Below are 15,920 nucleotides of genomic sequence, written 5' to 3' on the forward strand. Positions count from 1 at the left end.
CCCAAAAAATCACTTTTTTAAAAATATGGATTGATTTTGAATCACTTTTTCTATTCTCAACATAACTTTCAATAAAACAGGTTTAAATTTTAAGCATAAAAAAAGGAGTCTTTGCAAAAGACTCCAAACATGGGTTTATTTGTAACTGACTACAGCCGTATAAACTTTGGTGTTTTTTAAACTTTCTATGTTTTTTTACTACCAAAATTTTCTAAACATATAAAATTCAATTGAAAATGCCATAAAACCTATAAAATATTTTTTAATAATTTGATAATCGGATATTAATCATTTGCCAACATCAAATCCATTGTTTGGCTTAAAGCTTGGGATTGTAAAATTTTTTTCATTTGGATAAACCATTAGAAGTAGGAAGTTTTCTACTGTTGTTAAAACCCTAAGCCCCTAAAGACCCTTGAAAGACCTTTGGTGTCATTCCAAATTCAGATTTGAAAGCACGGATAAAATACGTGATGTTATTGAATCCCGCCATAAAGCATACCTCTTGTATCTGATAGCTTCCTATTTTGAGATATTGCCTGGCAAGTTTAAGCCTTTCTTTCAGAATAAATTCCATTGGAGATAATCCCAGTTCACTTTTGAAAGTCCTGGAGAAATGAGCTTTACTCATGCATGCCTTTTCACTGAGCTGATCCAAAGTGAAATTTTCTCTGATATTTTCTTTGATGAAATCGACAATGTATGCCAGACGGTTAGAACCTGCCAAAGTTATATAGGTCTTTTCCAGCATTTCCCTTGCCTGGGTTTGGGTAAGCCTGATAAGCAATTCTTTCAAGGCAAATGAAGCAATTAGATCTTTTTCTTTTGACCTCTCCTTTACTCCTATTTTGATAAACCTATTGATGATTTCTGAAAGGTCATTGGTATTGATCAAATGGAAATAAGAAAGGTCCAGCCCCCACTCTTTTGTCAGCTCCTTATTCGGCAATCGCTCATTGAGAAGATTAAAAGTATTCTCTATCATTTCCTTCGAAATAGAGAGCGCAATACATTGGGTTGGATTATCCATTTTTGCTTCCGGAAAATCAATCTTCATGACTTCATTGGGAGGAACAATGACAGACTCCCCAGGCAAATAGTCAAAACCGGGCTTATCGAATAAGTGCATCACCTTTTTACCTTTCAACATAGTCGTCAGGACAAGGTCTCCAAAACAAAGATTGACTGCTTTAGCTTCTTGGTGTGTTTCAAAAATATTCAATTCGCAGTCATGTAAGGTATAGGTAGTCCTGTTCTCCACCAAGGTTTTAAGGTCCTTTTCATTCCTCCACGGTACACCTGCTATAAATTCACGCTGCATTTTAATTATTTTGGGTTTCGTATAAAGTTACTAATAATGAGGGATTTAGTAAAATCCACACTTATCTAAACGAATATTTCTTCATAATAAACGTAAAAAAAACGAATGGTTTGTCACCCAAACAAAAAATTAACTTTATCAACACAGGTGGATGACTTGATCTTTCAGGTGGATTTAATCTAATATTTAATTTGGAAATTTGAACAAATCCAAAATTAACCATTTTATGACAACATTGACATTATCCCAATCCAAGCCGGTTGAAAGACCTAAAATCAAAGAAAAATATGACCATTTTATCGGTGGAAAATGGGTAGCCCCTTCTTCTGGAGAATATTTTGACAATATCTCACCTATAGACGGAAAGGCATTCTCAAAGGCAGCTAGAGGAAACAAGGCCGACATCGAAAAAGCGCTGGACGCTGCCCATGAGGCCTTCCCTAAGTGGTCCAAAACATCTGTAGCAGAAAGAAGTAAAGTCCTCAATAAAATTGCTGACATCATTGAAGAAAATTTGGAGATGTTGGCGAGGATTGAAACCATTGACAATGGGAAAGCACTTAGAGAAACGCGTGCTGCGGATTTGCCGCTCTGTATTGACCACTTTAGGTATTTCGCAGGTGTAATTCGAGCGGATGAAAGCAGTATTTCAGAACATGATGAGCATACGGTGAGCATCGCCTTACACGAACCATTAGGAGTAGTGGGTCAGATTATTCCTTGGAATTTCCCCCTGTTGATGGCAACCTGGAAAATCGCTCCTGCACTGGCTGCCGGCTGCTGTACCGTGGTAAAACCAGCGGAACAAACCCCCACCAGCATCATGGTCTTAATGGAATTGATCGCCGATGTAGTTCCTCCCGGCGTACTGAATGTGGTGACCGGGTTTGGACCTGAAGCGGGCAAACCACTGGCAACATCCCCAAGAGTGGCCAAAGTTGCTTTTACAGGAGAAACCACCACAGGGCGCCTCATCATGCAATATGCCTCTGAAAACCTTATTCCGGTAACCATGGAGCTTGGGGGTAAATCGCCCAATATTTTCATGAAATCTGTAGCAGATGCAGATGACGAGTTCTTTGACAAAGCGGTGGAAGGTGCTGTCCTGTTTGCGCTCAACCAGGGTGAGGTATGTACCTGTCCATCCAGAATATTGGTTCATGAAGATATCTACGACGTGTTTATGGAAAGAGTAGTGGAAAGAACCAAAGCCATCAAAATGGGACATCCATTAGCAGAAGACACCATGATGGGTGCCCAAGCCTCCAATGACCAATTTGAGAAAATCCTTTCCTATATGGATATCGGCAAACAGGAAGGCGCTGAAGTTTTATGCGGAGGCGACAAAGCATCTTTAAATTCCGGATTGGAAAACGGATATTATATCCAACCTACCATTTTCAAAGGCCATAACAAAATGAGGGTATTCCAAGAGGAAATCTTTGGACCGGTAACTTCCGTAACCACTTTCAAGACCACCGAAGAGGCCATTGCCATCGCTAATGATACCATGTACGGGCTTGGGGCTGGACTATGGTCTAGAGATGCCCACGAACTCTACCAGGTGCCTAGAGCCATTCAGGCGGGAAGGGTATGGGTCAACTGTTACCATGCGTATCCGGCACATGCTCCGTTCGGAGGATATAAGAAATCAGGATTTGGCAGAGAAAACCATCTGATGATGCTTAACCATTACCGTCAGACCAAAAACATGCTGATTTCCTACAATAAGAATAAATTAGGCTTTTTTTAAGTAGAAGCGAGAAGCAAGATGCGAGAGATTAGACTGTCTAATCTCTTGTTTCTAGCTTTTTGACTCTTGTTTCTTGTCTCTTGTTTCTTGTCCCTTGTTTTTAGCTTCTCCCATTTACCCTCAAAAACCCATGATTACCGACGAAAATAACTACGTAAGAAGAGTATTGATCACAGAAGCCGCCATGGAGGTAATTGACACCCTCCGAAAACGCTTTGGAACAGACCTGATGTTCCATCAAAGCGGCGGTTGTTGTGATGGCTCCTCCCCTATGTGTTTTGAAAAGGGTGATTTCAAAGTGGGTGGAAATGACATTTGGATGGATAAGGTGTATGGGTGTGATTTTTTCATGAGTGCTGATCAATTTGAATATTGGAAGCATACCCAACTGACATTGGACGTAACCCCAGGCAGAGGAAGCAGTTTTTCATTGGAAATACCTATGGGAATCCGGTTTATGATCCGTTCCCGACTATTTACAATGGAAGAAATTCAAAACCTTATCCCTACCAAAACCGGCGAAGAATATCTGCAAGCAGAATTGGAGAATTAGAAGCATTCAGACGTATCCTTTAATTTTATTTTTTTGACTATATTGATAGCAAATCCCATTTGCTATGAAGAAAGTCCTCATCATACTAATCGTCCTGTTCATTTTATATTGGCTTGGGACCATGACGGTGCCAAGCATGATCGAAAAAAGCAATAATCCAGTTAAAACCCCTTCACCCTACGAAGTCTCCCCACAGGCGCTAGAGCTTTATCAGTCATTGGATTTTGTGGCTGACCTCCACTGCGACGCCCTTTTGTGGGGCAGAAACTTAACAGAAAGGTCCGATTACGGACATGTGGATTTCCCAAGGATGCAGGAAGCCAATGTAGCCATGCAGGTATTCACTATTGTTTCCAAATCCCCTCGAGGACAAAATATGGATTTCAACACAGCTGACACCCAGGACAATATCACGCTGTTGAACATTGTGCAGGCAAGACCTATTTCCAATTGGTTTAGCCTCATCAACCGCACGCTTTATCAATCTTCCAAACTTCAGGAATTTGCAGACAATTATGGAAAAGAATTCATTCTGATCAAGTCAAAGTCAGACCTGGAAAAGCTCATTACCACAAGAGAGAATGACAAAAACGTAATTGGAGGCTTATTGGGAATTGAAGGAGCACATGCTTTGGAAGGGAATATGAAAAATCTGGAAAGAGTTTATGATGCAGGAGTTAGGCTGGTCGGCCCGGTACATTTTTTTGATAATGAATTAGGAGGATCCGCTCATGGCGAAAGCGGAGATGGATTGACTGAGTTTGGGAAAAGTGTGATCAGAAGAATGAATGAGCTCAATATGATCATTGACCTGGCACATGTCTCTCCCAAAATGTTTGACGATATCCTGGAAGTTTCAGAAAAACCAGTAATGGTTTCCCACACAGGAATCCGGGCTGTATTGAATTCCCCAAGAAACCTTAGTGACGAACAGATCAGAAAAGTAGCTGCAAAAGGAGGAATAATCGGAATTGCCTTTTTTGATATGGCTGTAGGGGATGATGAAATCAAAGGAATTGTAGCCAGCATGAAGAGGGTCAAAAACCTGGTTGGGTTCCAGCATGTAGCGCTGGGTTCAGACTATGACGGAAGTGTTGCCGTCCCCTTTGACATAACAGGGTTGCCTATCATCGTAGAGGCATTGCTGAAAGAAGGTTTTACGGAGGAAGAAATAAGGGCTATAATGGGCGAAAATGTCAAAAGGTTTTTATTGGAAAACTTAGGGTAATGGAAGAAAATAAGATTCATCAGGAAATTTCTTTTTTAGGCAGTTTCCAGAACTATTTAAGAGAATTTGTATACGGAGGAATTGATGGCGCGGTGACTACATTTGCAGTGGTTGCAGGTGCAGTAGGCGCCAATTTGGACCCTTCTATCATTATCATTCTAGGTTTTGCCAATCTTTTCGCAGATGGCTTCTCAATGTCTGTGGGAGCCTATCTTTCTGCCAAATCAGAAAAGGAACATTATAAAAAACACCGAAACATTGAATACTGGGAAATTGAGACCATTCCAGAAATAGAAAGAAAAGAAGTAGAGGATATTTACAGGGCTAAAGGATTTGAAGGAAAGCTGTTACAAGATGTGGTGGATGTCATTGTATCCGACAAAGACCGCTGGGTGGATGAGATGATGAAAAATGAACTGGAGATGATCCCCGATTCTAAAAGCCCTTTTAAAATCGGGCTGGCTACGTTGATTTCATTTATACTTGTTGGTTTCATACCCCTTATAGTTTATGTCTATGATTATTTCAGAGACTTAAACTATGACAAGTTTTTCTGGACAAGTCTATTTACTGGGCTGGCATTTCTACTTATCGGATGGATGAAATCCTATGTGAATCAAACCAATACCCTGAAAAGTATAACAGAAACCCTAGCACTTGGATTTATTGCTGCATTGGTCGCTTATTATGTGGGAGATATACTCGAAACCTTTGTGTTGAAATCAGGAATTTGATTAAAATCTACTCTTGAAACTGTATTCAGGGACTCATCTCCAATTTGCTCTCAAAATCCTTCTGACGCTTGGAACTCCCTTTTTCCAATTTGAAAGATTGTTCCTCAACAAAAACTGTAATCCCTTTTTCGCTCAATTCTAGCATTTCATCATAGGGTCCCCTCGGAACAATCAACTTGACAAATATCGGAGCCGTTTCTATTGCGACAAAAAGCAACAAAATAAAAAGGTTCGCCCATTTAATTGACTTACTTCCCTTGGACAATAAATCGAGCGCCTCCAACCTTGCTGCCAAACCGTCAAATCCCTCTATCCCCGGTTGCAATTTTTCAAATTCAGCCTGTCTCAATATTGTCCATTGCCTGATTTCTTCATCAATATGGTCAATTCTTTCCTGATGTGACACTCTTAATGCATCCAAAGCCTCTTGTGCGGCGTCCAATTGCTGCTCTTTTTTCTTCGCGTTGGTCCCCAAGCCCACTATACCGCTTGTTTGTCCTGATTTTGCACCAAACCTTTCATCATCATACTCTTGCTGTAATTTGTCTCTAAAAGCAATTGCTTGGCTGATTTCCTGCTTGAGACTGTCTTTCTGAAACTCCAGTACATCAATCTCTGAAAAACCTGCCTTCAAAGCATCTTTGCTTTCCGCAATCATTGCCGTTTTCTTTTCATCCAGCTTCCTGTTGATCTCCTTTTCAAAAATCTTTAACTCCAATGGCCTTGAAATAACAATGGCTAAAATTATCGCAAAAACCAACCTGGGGAATGCCATCTTCCACTCTGACCAGGCATTGTTTCTTTTTTTCATGCTGGACACAATAAATCTGTCCAAATTAAAAATCATCAAACCCCAAACCACGGCAAAGCCCAATGCATACCAAATGGAGTCAAAAACTGTGAATAGGGCATACCCTCCTGACAAGGATGCCAACAGGCCCGTAAAGAAGACAGTACCTCCTATTCCTACATATTTATGTGTCTCAGTAGGTGTCTTTTTCAATAAGGGGATGTAGGCTCCGGAACAAAACCAGAAAAAGCGGGTGATGCTATTCATGAAATTAGATTTGAGTTAGGCTCAATTACTCGCCTCAAAAAGTGATCTAAAATTTGCATAATGCAATTTAAATTGGACCTTAATACCCAATTATTTTAAAAACCTGCCCAATTTACCCTGTTAAGATGTTTTAAGAACGAAAATTCCTGTCCACTTTCTTCAAATAACTTAACTCCAGTTGTCCGATTAGGATACAAAGAATAAAAAAACCGAACAATTGATGTACGATTTTGGAGCAGCATATAAATCCTGTATTTTAGCATATCGTTTAGTTATTCAGCCATGAAAGCAATTATCCCTTTTCTAATAATTTTCCTGATCTTTAGTATTCAAGAGGCCAAAACTCAAACCAAACCTTTTGAACAAGAGGTAAATTCCTTGGTTGAAAAATATAACAAAACAACATGGCAAACAGGTGGTGCGGTATTTACCGGAAGTTCCAGCATCAGGATGTGGAGCACCTTGGAAAAAGACTTCCCCAAGAACGCCATAATCAACACAGGATTTGGGGGCTCACAAACACATGAGCTGTTGGAATACTTAGAGGAACTTGTCATCAATTTTTCCCCCTCAAAGGTTTTTATTTATGAGGGAGACAATGATGTGAATGCAGGAAAATCGAACAACAAAATACTGGAGGAACATCACGAAATCATTTCCAAAATAAAAGAAAGACTCCCTGAAACTGAACTTTATATTATCAGTGCTAAACCAAGCCCTTCGAGATGGTCATTGAAAGACACTTATTTAAAGTTGAATGAAGAAATGAGAAAATTCTGTTCCTCCCAAGAACAGGTTACCTTTATTGACATCTGGACTCCTATGCTGGACAAGACAGGAAACCCTAACCCCAAACTTTTTATCGAAGACAATCTCCACATGAATAGCAAAGGCTACAAAATATGGAAGAAGGCGGTCAAACCCCATCTAAAATAAATTAACATTTCAACAACCCTAATTTAATCCCAATGTCAAAATCAAATATCATTAATCTCGGTATTCAGATCGTCCCCAAAAGCAAGAGCTTGGATAGCTATACCCTGGTGGACAAAGCCATAGCAGTTATCCAGCAATCGGGAATCAAGCATGTGGTAACCCCATTTGAGACCGTTATGGAGGGGACCCAGGAAGAATTGATGGGCATCGCCCAAAGGGCGCAACAGGCGGTGCTGGATGGCGGAGCAGACGAAGTTTTGGTGTATTACAGGATGCAGATCAGGAAAAATATGGATGTGCAGATTGAGGATAAAATTGGGAAGTATAAATAACCCTACTTTGTTGTATTTAATAATTTAGGGTAAAAACCTGCCAGGTTTCTGGATTTTTAGATGCTATTTAAAGCAATTTTTGATTTTCAAACCTGGCAGGTCTAATCATTTCCATAAATTTGACAAGGAAGGAACAGTAATTCTCGACACTTCAATAAACCCTCCATTAGATCCATAACTCCAACTTCGATTCCATTCCCTATTTAAAATTTCCGGAAAGAAACTCAAATGTATTGGTAAACATGAACCTCTGAACAATTTCTTCTGGGCTGATCTCGCGGTTTTCCTTGATATTCATTAAATCCTTTTTCAAAAATTCATTGGCCAGGAATTCAAGTTCTGTCGCCAGAGGAGACAATCCCTCAGCTGTCAACACCCCCGGGAATGGAAAAATACTGCCGTCAAAATCAGTCCCGAGGCATGTATTCCCCCAAGCAAAAAGCCCATTTCTGTCACAGACCAGAGCAAAGTGCTGCAATTGGTTCCAAATTATCTGGGCTGATTTTCCCAACTGATTGGAATAATCCCTACTCGAAAAAAAGCCATTGATTTTTTTAAGGTCAGCATGGATATTCAAATCCATCTGAAGTGCAAAGAGCCCATTTGATTTCACTAATTGGATGACCTCTTCATCATAAAAGTTCAAATCATTTTCATTGAAAATATCCATCATAGGACTGAAATTACGGCTTTGGGCAATTGACGTTCCAGTCAATGCGCCATGGCTGACGATCAAAGGGATATTCTCCTGCCCATATTCTTCTTCCAACATCTTATAGTATTCCAAACGGGATGCCAGACTCATATGCTTGAGGTCAATCAATATCCGCTTCCCCTTGCTTTGGCTTAAAAGTTCTCTGATGACATCCTTCCCCAAAGGCGCTAAACCTATGTCCAGATTTTTCTCTTGATTGACCAAATTTCCCAATCTTTGGAGACTTCTGGCATGCCCGCAGAGATCGTTGTTGAAATTGTGGGCTAAGCCAATAAATAAAGGAACATGTTCCCAGGTTTTCACTTATTGGATATTTGAAAACACCTCATCTTGATCAATCGGCCTTCCATAATCCTCCAGACCTGTATTAAAAACATGAGCGCCCTCTATGCTGAAAATAACGGCTATCCCATTATCCGCTTTCATTACATCCCCCAATTCCTGATTGCTTTTCACGGCCTTCCATTTCTGAAGTACTCCCTCTACCACCTGTTCCTTTTTGCCTTGGATAAAAAATTGGTATTCCTTTTTTAGATCCTCAAAATAATCCTTGTGCCCTTGAATATGCCTTATTCTCTTATAACCAATTTCAATTCCCCAATTTGCCAACTGTGCAGCCAAAACAGGCCAAACGTATGGATTATGGAAAAATCCTTTTTCAAAGGGATAAAGAGAAACGAAAGCAATTTTCCCCTTGGCCTTGGACATGGTGGTGAAATCAGTTTGGGAAAATTTAGTAACACCTGTTTTCTCGTAGATTTTTCTTGTGAAAGCATCGGGCTTTTTGGTGTACCAAAGGTCTGACTTCGGATCATCCTTCCCTGAAAATGATTGTCCAAATGTTTTCAGATTAGGGTGGCAATGAAGATCTGCATATTGAAATTTCGTCATATGAAAAGGGTTTACATATCTTCCTGCCAAATATTGAATTGTTTGTTCCGGTTGTTTCTAATCAGCTTATAATGATCCGATAAGGTCTTCCAGATCGAATAGGACTTATAGGGTAATTTATTTTCCGCACAAAAGCCTTTAATTTCCTCCGTAACCTCTTTGGCGTAGAGGTAGCTTACTTTAGGAAAGAGGTGGTGCGCAATATGAAAATTAAAATTACCCATAACATGCCTGGTAAACCAATTTTCCTGATTAACATCATTGGCGGTATACAACTGATGCAAAAACCAGCTATTGGGCAACTCATTGTCTGCTCCAACCTCAGGGAATTGGTTATTAATGTTGACATGGGGAGGCAACAAAACAAACAGGGCAAAAACTCCTGCGACCAAGAACATGGCAACACCGGCCCAGATGATCTGAAACACTGAAAAAGAGGTCAGAAACACTGGGACAATAAAAATATATCCGATAAAAATCAGCTTAAACAGAAAGAGTTTGACATACTCCTCTCTAGGGATGGCACCAATCTTTGAAACGATCGGGTTTTTGCCAAAATAATCCTTAAAGTCCCTCACCAAAAACCAATTCAATAGGAAAAAGGGATATAGTACGATGATGAAATGCTGGTATTTTGTCAACCATTTTCCCTTTTCACTGGGATGCACTTTCAAAAACTTGCTCTTTTCAATATCACTGTCCCAACCGCTGACATTGGGAAAGTTGTGATGAAAAATCACATGTCTTTTTTGCCACATGTAACTATTGGCCCCGATGAGATCAAACAAATACATGTAAACTTGATTGAAAGACCCGTTTTCAAAAAGATTTTCATGGCAAACTTCATGGATAAGGTTTAAAAAAATGACAACCATCAAAAGCCCCAAAAAAGCATAGCCTGATAAAAAGCCAAAATAACTTAAGCTGTTTAATGAAAGCGCATAAACCAAAAAGAATACCAAGGGCAACAATGCGGCTTTGAGCTTCAATTGCCAATCCCTGTTTTTAATTCCTTTTAGTCGGTGATAAACCCTTGCCCTTAGGGCAGATGCCAAGTGTAAATCCTGTTGATTTGCATGATATTGGGGCTGTAATTTACTTAGCCCGACAAGGCCTTTTAGCATAAATAATTTATTTATGAATCAGAAAGTAAGCATTAAAAACAACTCCGTTAAGAAGAGAATCCTCTACCGAGCCTATTAGACAAAACCCCCATAAAAGGCCCAAATGGAAAATAACATGGCCGATAATTGGCTTGACATTCAAATTGCAAGGCATTAATGAAATATAGCCATTCTTACTTAGACTGCAAAAATGTTTTTTTTACAAAATAAAAAATTATAGAAATTTATATTACAATATTAAAAACCTGTTTTTTATTTTTTCGCACAAACATAAAATCATTATAGATTTTAGAATCCCGTTATCTTCCAAATGTATGCCATTGCAGAATAGGAATAATTGAGAAAGCTTAAAATGAAGAATGCAGCTCGTTAATACAATTGATTTATTTTAAGATGAAATTTAAATAAATTAATTTTATTGTGTCATTTTTTACAATATGAATCCAAATACTCATAAATAAAATGACCTTTTACCAATCTTTTCCACTCAAATTTTGTTATATTGATACATATCTAATTTTAATCCTGATGAAAAAAATTTACTTTATCGCCTTTTTGTTTTTTGTGTTGATCAATTCCACAAATGCACAGATTAAATCCATTAGTTATAACGTCATTAATAATGAATTGAACAGCAGCAATCCTTTACCATCAGAAGAAGTATTCTTTATCAAAGGGACTCTTCCAGACCAGATAGAATTTATAAGAGTGTCGATCAACAAAGCAGGTAAAAATGAAAATCGGGCAAAATCATATGAATGGAAAAAAGCGTTTGATTTCCCGGTTTCTGAATTTGAGGTTTTCGTTTCTGACCCATTAAGAAATAACGAACAATTTGACCTTGAATTTTTATATTATGCTAGAGCAGATCAGTCTCAGATGCTATCTGTCCAAAATGCCATCAACAAAAACCTAGAGTCCTACATCAGGGCCAACTTTGAAGTAACTGGGAGCGGAATAAAAGCGAAGCATTCAGATGCTGTGATGATGAGCCAAATGAGCCAAATATTATCAGATGGCATACAGGATTACAGACATTTCTTAGGCAGGGATTTTAAAGGTTTCAGCGAAATCGTACGCCAGAAACTTGATCAGAAAAACAGGTTAAAATTAAGGAAAGCACGCTTCAATATTTTGGGCAAAAACAAGGAGGACAACCAAAAAGCTGTGTATGCAGAACAATATATACAGGAATTGATCCAAATCGTCCAAAATGAAAGTGACCAATACCTGGATAGAAGTTTAATGATGCTGGTTGATATCAGAAAAGTATCCAATTACCCTTCAGAAAAGAAGCCTAATACTCTTCCTCTGAATTTTGGATATGGAACAATTCCTTTCAAAAGATCTCTGGCCAGCACAGAATACCTTCACGGTCCATATGCAGGGCTTTCTCTGCCATTGGGGAATAAGACTTTCACCAAATTTCTTGGAAACGCTTCCTTTTCCACTGGGGTATTCTTACAAAACTTTGAATCCAGTCAAGGGGACAAAATTTCCGGCGATCTGGTAGGCATACCAGTATATGCAGGCCTAGGATATCGCATGTTCCAGGTATTTAGGCTGAATGTAGGGGCCGTAATGTTGAACTTTGAGCAGGCCAACACCTCAGTGAGTAACACTTACATCCAACCATTTGCGGGAATAAGTATTGAATTCAATCTTTGGTTGGGATTAAGAGATAGGAGGTAATGATGCGAACTTATCTTTTAATCTTAACGGTATTTCTTTCCACCTTTTCAATAAGCAATGGACAACAGAAGGATTTCCAATGGAGGCTTGGCGTCAGTGGTGGCTACAGCAACTATTATGGTGATCTAAGTCCACGTACTATAAAGGGTTTTTCCTCATGGGAAAGCATTCACCATCTACTCTATTTCAATGAGAATTATTTCAAGAAGCCTTCTTTCAAAATTTCATTGGAAAGACAATTGACCCCTACAGTAGGATTGATGCTAAATTACGGTGAATATCACTTTACTATGAGTGACCGGTATATCCGTAGAAATGGAGAGATCTGGTTAAATGCCCCAAACTTCTCCCGAGGCCTGAATTTCCAAAACGAAAGCAGGGACATGGGACTTGCTTTAGTCTTCAAGGCTGATAATGACAGATTGTTGTCTTCCCGTTCTTGGATTGCTCCATATTTCACTCTTGGAGTAGGAAGGATAAATTTTGATGTGAAGGGTGATTTACTGGATGCCGAAGGGCAAAGATATGATTACACGCTACTGGGACCAATTCATGACGGTATTTACGAAACCAGTCTTCCTTCTCTAAATACTGAATCTGATGGAGGCTATAAGACGGTTTCTTTTTACACTAACCTTGGCTTAGGATTTAGGATCAAATTAGGAAAACGTTTGGAGCTGTTTGCGCAAAGCGATTTGATGTACACTTTTACTGATTATTTAGATGATGTCAGTGGTAACTACAGAACAAGCTATGATAATGATTTCCAAGCTTATGCTGCCAAACCGGGCACCAATTCAGTTGATCCTGAAAATCCATATAGAGGAAACTCCGATTTGGGCAATGATTGGATCATATACCATGGCGTAGGGCTAAAATTCAATTTTGGGGCCAGCAAAAAAAGCTTTTCCGCGCCGAGATTAAGCACTTACACCCCTCATTACCAATCTTTTAGTGAACAATCTTTTCCTGTAATAAAAGATTCAAAGGTTAAAAATCTACCAGACAACATAAAGATAGAGTCATTAGAAACCGAATTAGCAAAAACCATCCGTAAACTGGACAGCACCGCCTACATAACCCAACTCTTAAACTGGGAACAACAAATTGCGCAAAAAGAAAATAACCTTCGCGCAATTGAAAACAAAAGGAAAAGTTTGCTGGAAATAGACAGGGTAATGCAAAGTCAAATAGATAGCCTCAATCAGAACAAGATTCTGGATACATCAACCCTGGACTCCCTAAGCCAATGGAGTAAAAAATCCCAGTTTAATCTGAGGTACAGTCTGGACAGCATCAGCCGAAGAGAGAAAGAGTTCCTATCAGAAATTGACAGTATTGCCCAAATGAAACAGCGATATTCAGCCAGTCCTTCGGCTTCATTTGGGAATAATACCATTTCCTCCTCCAACCCTAAAGACACGATATTCATATTTCCGGAAAAAGAGGAGAAATCAATTGTAGCCGGGCAAAAAAACACAGAAAAAGACAGTAATTCTGGTATTTTAAAAACTGAAAAATCAGAAGTCAAGACGCTCCCAAGTGCTCAAAGTGAAAGAAGTAGCAGAAGAGAGGAATCAGTGCTAAGTAATGCTGATCAGCAAGACGAGCTAAAAAGACTGCAACAAGAAAACCAATACTTAAGGTATCAACGAGATCAACTATTGACAAACCTGTCAAATGCACCCTCCACAAGCCAAAGAAGGGATAACTCTTCAGGTCAGGTTGTATATGAACGTCAAACCATAACGGATCAAAGAACTATAAGTGAAACCGAAATTAAAGAAAAGCCAAAAAGAAGGTGGTGGTGGCCCTTTGGTGCAGGCGCTGCCGTAGGAAGCATAGCAGTAAGCTCCCTACAATCTGAAAGCAAAGAAGATTCCACTGATGAATCTGTATTCATCCAAAATGAATTGAGAGAAATAAAATTAGCAGACAGCCTTCAACTCAAAAGTCCTTTAGCGGACAGTTTAGTCCGGTTGGATTTAAAATTGTTGTTCAGTCCAGAAGTAAAGGATTCCCTTACTTTCATTCCAATCAAGGAAAAACTGGATCTTGAGGAGAAGATCCTTCAAGATACAGTTTTTGCAGAAGGCAAAGAAAGAATTAGAATTTTACCCTCCAAAGTGATGGTTTTCTTCAAAGTCAACCAGAGGACTCCTGATAAAACTGAAATCGAAAAACTGACCGAGTTTGTGGATTTCGTTAAAAATAACCCTGAATATCAGTTGGTCCTTTCTGGATTTGCAGACAATACTGGAAATCTACATTATAACTTAAAGCTAGCGGACGACAGAATGAAATCAGTTGGAGAATCTTTGCAGCAAGAATATGGATTAGCATCCATTCAGATCAGGTACGAAACAGGAGGTCAAGTCCTCCGAAGTTCACAGCGCATTTCAAATGATCAGGATCGAAGAGTGGAAGCTAGGGTTGAAAAGATAAATTAAAAATTAAATTGAATTTTTTGCTGTCAATTTCTTTTGTCTATCCAAAATATTCAATGAAAGCTTCCATCCAAAATCAAATCGAAAACCATTTGCCTTTCATAATCTAACTTCTCGCATCTATGACGAAATATAAAACAGAGCGCTGATGATGCAGATTTGGCATGTTTTCGCAGTTTTTTATTCCGAAATCCGATTTTCGACATCCTACTTAATGAATCCCTTAATCCCCTAAACTCCTCAATGGTTCAAAAAAACCACCTATCCACTTCCGATATCAGCCTTTCGAAATTTGATGCTTACTTCTTGTTTATAAACTCTCGTTTCTCGCCTCTAAAAAATATACCCAAGATTCTTATGTATATAATTTTTTTATATATTTAACCATCCAATGCACATAAACACCATGTCGAATAACAATCTGATCAAGGGAAGCCTACAGACCATCATCCTCAAACTGCTGGAAGAGAATGAAAAAATGTATGGCTACGAGATAACCCAAAGGGTAAAAGAACTGACTGAGGGTGAAATCAAAATCACCGAAGGTGCCCTCTACCCTGCCCTGCACAAGTTGGAGGCGGAAGGCCTGCTGACCACCGAAATCAAGCAGGTAGACAATCGGGTAAGGAAATACTACAGCCTGACCAAGGACGGTCAAAAGGAAGTCAGTGCCAAGATGTCCGAGTTGCAGAGTTTTGTAGGAAACCTCCAACGCATCCTAGATTCTGAATGGAAGCCGGGTTTGGCTTAGATTAAACCTTTGAGGTTTTAAAAACCTCGAAGGTTTTGTCTGAACAGAATAGGCTTAACTATTAAAAACATATGGAAAATTTACTAAAAAGAATTACGATCAATCCAGATATCGCGCATGGCAAACCAACTATCAGAAATACACGATATGGTGTTGCGTATATCCTTGAATATTTGGCAGGGGGTGATACTGTTGAATATTTATTAGAGGAATTTAAGGATCTTGAAAAAGAAGATATAATGGCTTGCTTGGCTTATACAGCACAGATGGCAAATACGAAAGGCTTCCAAATCAGTGCATAATAAGGTTTGTTTTGGATAAAAGTATGATTAGACAGTAAACTTAGCCTATTCTTTAATAAACAAGAAAATGTAAAACCTTCGAGG

At 39.1% G+C, this 15,920-nt stretch carries 15 protein-coding genes; 10 read left to right on the plus strand and 5 right to left on the minus strand.

Going from position 1 to position 15,920, the window contains the following annotated elements:
• Positions 1-397: 397 nt before the first annotated feature.
• Positions 398-1,321, minus strand: a complete 924-nt coding sequence (locus ACFFIP_RS18540; RefSeq protein WP_382389272.1) for an AraC family transcriptional regulator — start codon at positions 1,319-1,321, stop codon at positions 398-400.
• Positions 1,322-1,547: 226 nt separating this feature from the next.
• Here ACFFIP_RS18540 and ACFFIP_RS18545 point away from each other — a divergent pair, with 226 nt between their 5' ends.
• The 4 genes from ACFFIP_RS18545 to ACFFIP_RS18560 all read left to right on the plus strand — a co-directional run bounded on the left by ACFFIP_RS18545 (position 1,548) and on the right by ACFFIP_RS18560 (position 5,589).
• A complete protein-coding gene (locus ACFFIP_RS18545; RefSeq protein WP_382389273.1) occupies positions 1,548-3,074 on the plus strand; it encodes an aldehyde dehydrogenase family protein in 1,527 nt (508 codons plus the stop codon).
• A 130-nt stretch (positions 3,075-3,204) separates the two neighbouring features.
• Positions 3,205-3,627 carry a DUF779 domain-containing protein gene (locus ACFFIP_RS18550; protein ID WP_382389274.1) on the plus strand — a complete coding sequence of 141 codons (423 nt, stop codon included), beginning with the start codon at positions 3,205-3,207 and terminating at the stop codon, positions 3,625-3,627.
• Positions 3,628-3,691: 64 nt separating this feature from the next.
• Positions 3,692-4,855, plus strand: coding sequence for a dipeptidase (locus tag ACFFIP_RS18555; RefSeq protein ID WP_382389275.1), 1,164 nt, complete (start codon positions 3,692-3,694; stop codon positions 4,853-4,855).
• Positions 4,855-5,589, plus strand: a complete 735-nt coding sequence (locus ACFFIP_RS18560) for a VIT1/CCC1 transporter family protein (protein ID WP_382389276.1) — start codon at positions 4,855-4,857, stop codon at positions 5,587-5,589. The genes ACFFIP_RS18555 and ACFFIP_RS18560 overlap by 1 nt, the downstream gene beginning before the upstream one ends.
• Positions 5,590-5,614: 25 nt before the next feature.
• Here ACFFIP_RS18560 and ACFFIP_RS18565 read toward each other — a convergent pair whose 3' ends face one another.
• On the minus strand, positions 5,615-6,646 hold the full coding sequence (locus ACFFIP_RS18565) for a DUF4407 domain-containing protein (RefSeq protein WP_382389277.1): 1,032 nt from the start codon (positions 6,644-6,646) through the stop codon (positions 5,615-5,617).
• A gap of 282 nt (positions 6,647-6,928) precedes the next feature.
• Between ACFFIP_RS18565 and ACFFIP_RS18570 the strand changes: the two genes are divergently transcribed.
• Both ACFFIP_RS18570 and ACFFIP_RS18575 read left to right on the plus strand, forming a co-directional pair.
• Positions 6,929-7,582, plus strand: coding sequence for a GDSL-type esterase/lipase family protein (locus ACFFIP_RS18570; RefSeq protein WP_382389278.1), 654 nt, complete (start codon positions 6,929-6,931; stop codon positions 7,580-7,582).
• A gap of 32 nt (positions 7,583-7,614) precedes the next feature.
• Entirely contained in the window at positions 7,615-7,914 is a 300-nt protein-coding gene (locus ACFFIP_RS18575; protein WP_382389279.1) for a thiamine-binding protein, read from the plus strand.
• 199 nt (positions 7,915-8,113) lie between these two features.
• On the opposite strand, the gene ACFFIP_RS18580 is transcribed toward ACFFIP_RS18575, so the two are convergent.
• The 3 genes from ACFFIP_RS18580 to ACFFIP_RS18590 are packed head-to-tail and all read right to left on the minus strand — an operon-like array spanning position 8,114 to position 10,644.
• Positions 8,114-8,932 (minus strand): hypothetical protein, encoded by an 819-nt coding sequence (locus ACFFIP_RS18580; RefSeq protein WP_382389280.1) that lies wholly within the window; start codon positions 8,930-8,932, stop codon positions 8,114-8,116.
• Positions 8,933-9,520 carry a hypothetical protein gene (locus ACFFIP_RS18585; RefSeq protein WP_382389281.1) on the minus strand — a complete coding sequence of 196 codons (588 nt, stop codon included), beginning with the start codon at positions 9,518-9,520 and terminating at the stop codon, positions 8,933-8,935.
• An 11-nt stretch (positions 9,521-9,531) separates the two neighbouring features.
• The gene (locus tag ACFFIP_RS18590) at positions 9,532-10,644 is read right to left on the minus strand and encodes a fatty acid desaturase family protein (protein WP_382389282.1); all 1,113 of its coding nucleotides are present in this window, start codon (positions 10,642-10,644) and stop codon (positions 9,532-9,534) included.
• Positions 10,645-11,172: 528 nt separating this feature from the next.
• Here ACFFIP_RS18590 and ACFFIP_RS18595 point away from each other — a divergent pair.
• The 4 genes from ACFFIP_RS18595 (at position 11,173) to ACFFIP_RS18610 (ending at position 15,836) form a co-directional block, all read left to right on the plus strand.
• The gene (locus tag ACFFIP_RS18595) at positions 11,173-12,336 is read left to right on the plus strand and encodes a hypothetical protein (protein WP_382389283.1); all 1,164 of its coding nucleotides are present in this window, start codon (positions 11,173-11,175) and stop codon (positions 12,334-12,336) included.
• Positions 12,336-14,786: an OmpA family protein gene (locus tag ACFFIP_RS18600; protein WP_382389284.1), complete on the plus strand. Its 2,451-nt coding sequence runs from the start codon at positions 12,336-12,338 to the stop codon at positions 14,784-14,786. The genes ACFFIP_RS18595 and ACFFIP_RS18600 overlap by 1 nt, the downstream gene beginning before the upstream one ends.
• Positions 14,787-15,189: 403 nt before the next feature.
• Positions 15,190-15,534, plus strand: a complete 345-nt coding sequence (locus ACFFIP_RS18605) for a PadR family transcriptional regulator (protein ID WP_382389285.1) — start codon at positions 15,190-15,192, stop codon at positions 15,532-15,534.
• Between the two features lie 71 nt (positions 15,535-15,605).
• Positions 15,606-15,836, plus strand: a complete 231-nt coding sequence (locus tag ACFFIP_RS18610) for a DUF433 domain-containing protein (protein WP_382389286.1) — start codon at positions 15,606-15,608, stop codon at positions 15,834-15,836.
• Positions 15,837-15,920 lie beyond the last annotated feature (84 nt).

Source organism: Fontibacter flavus (assembly GCF_042432905.1).
Classification (GTDB): domain Bacteria; phylum Bacteroidota; class Bacteroidia; order Cytophagales; family Cyclobacteriaceae; genus Fontibacter; species Fontibacter flavus.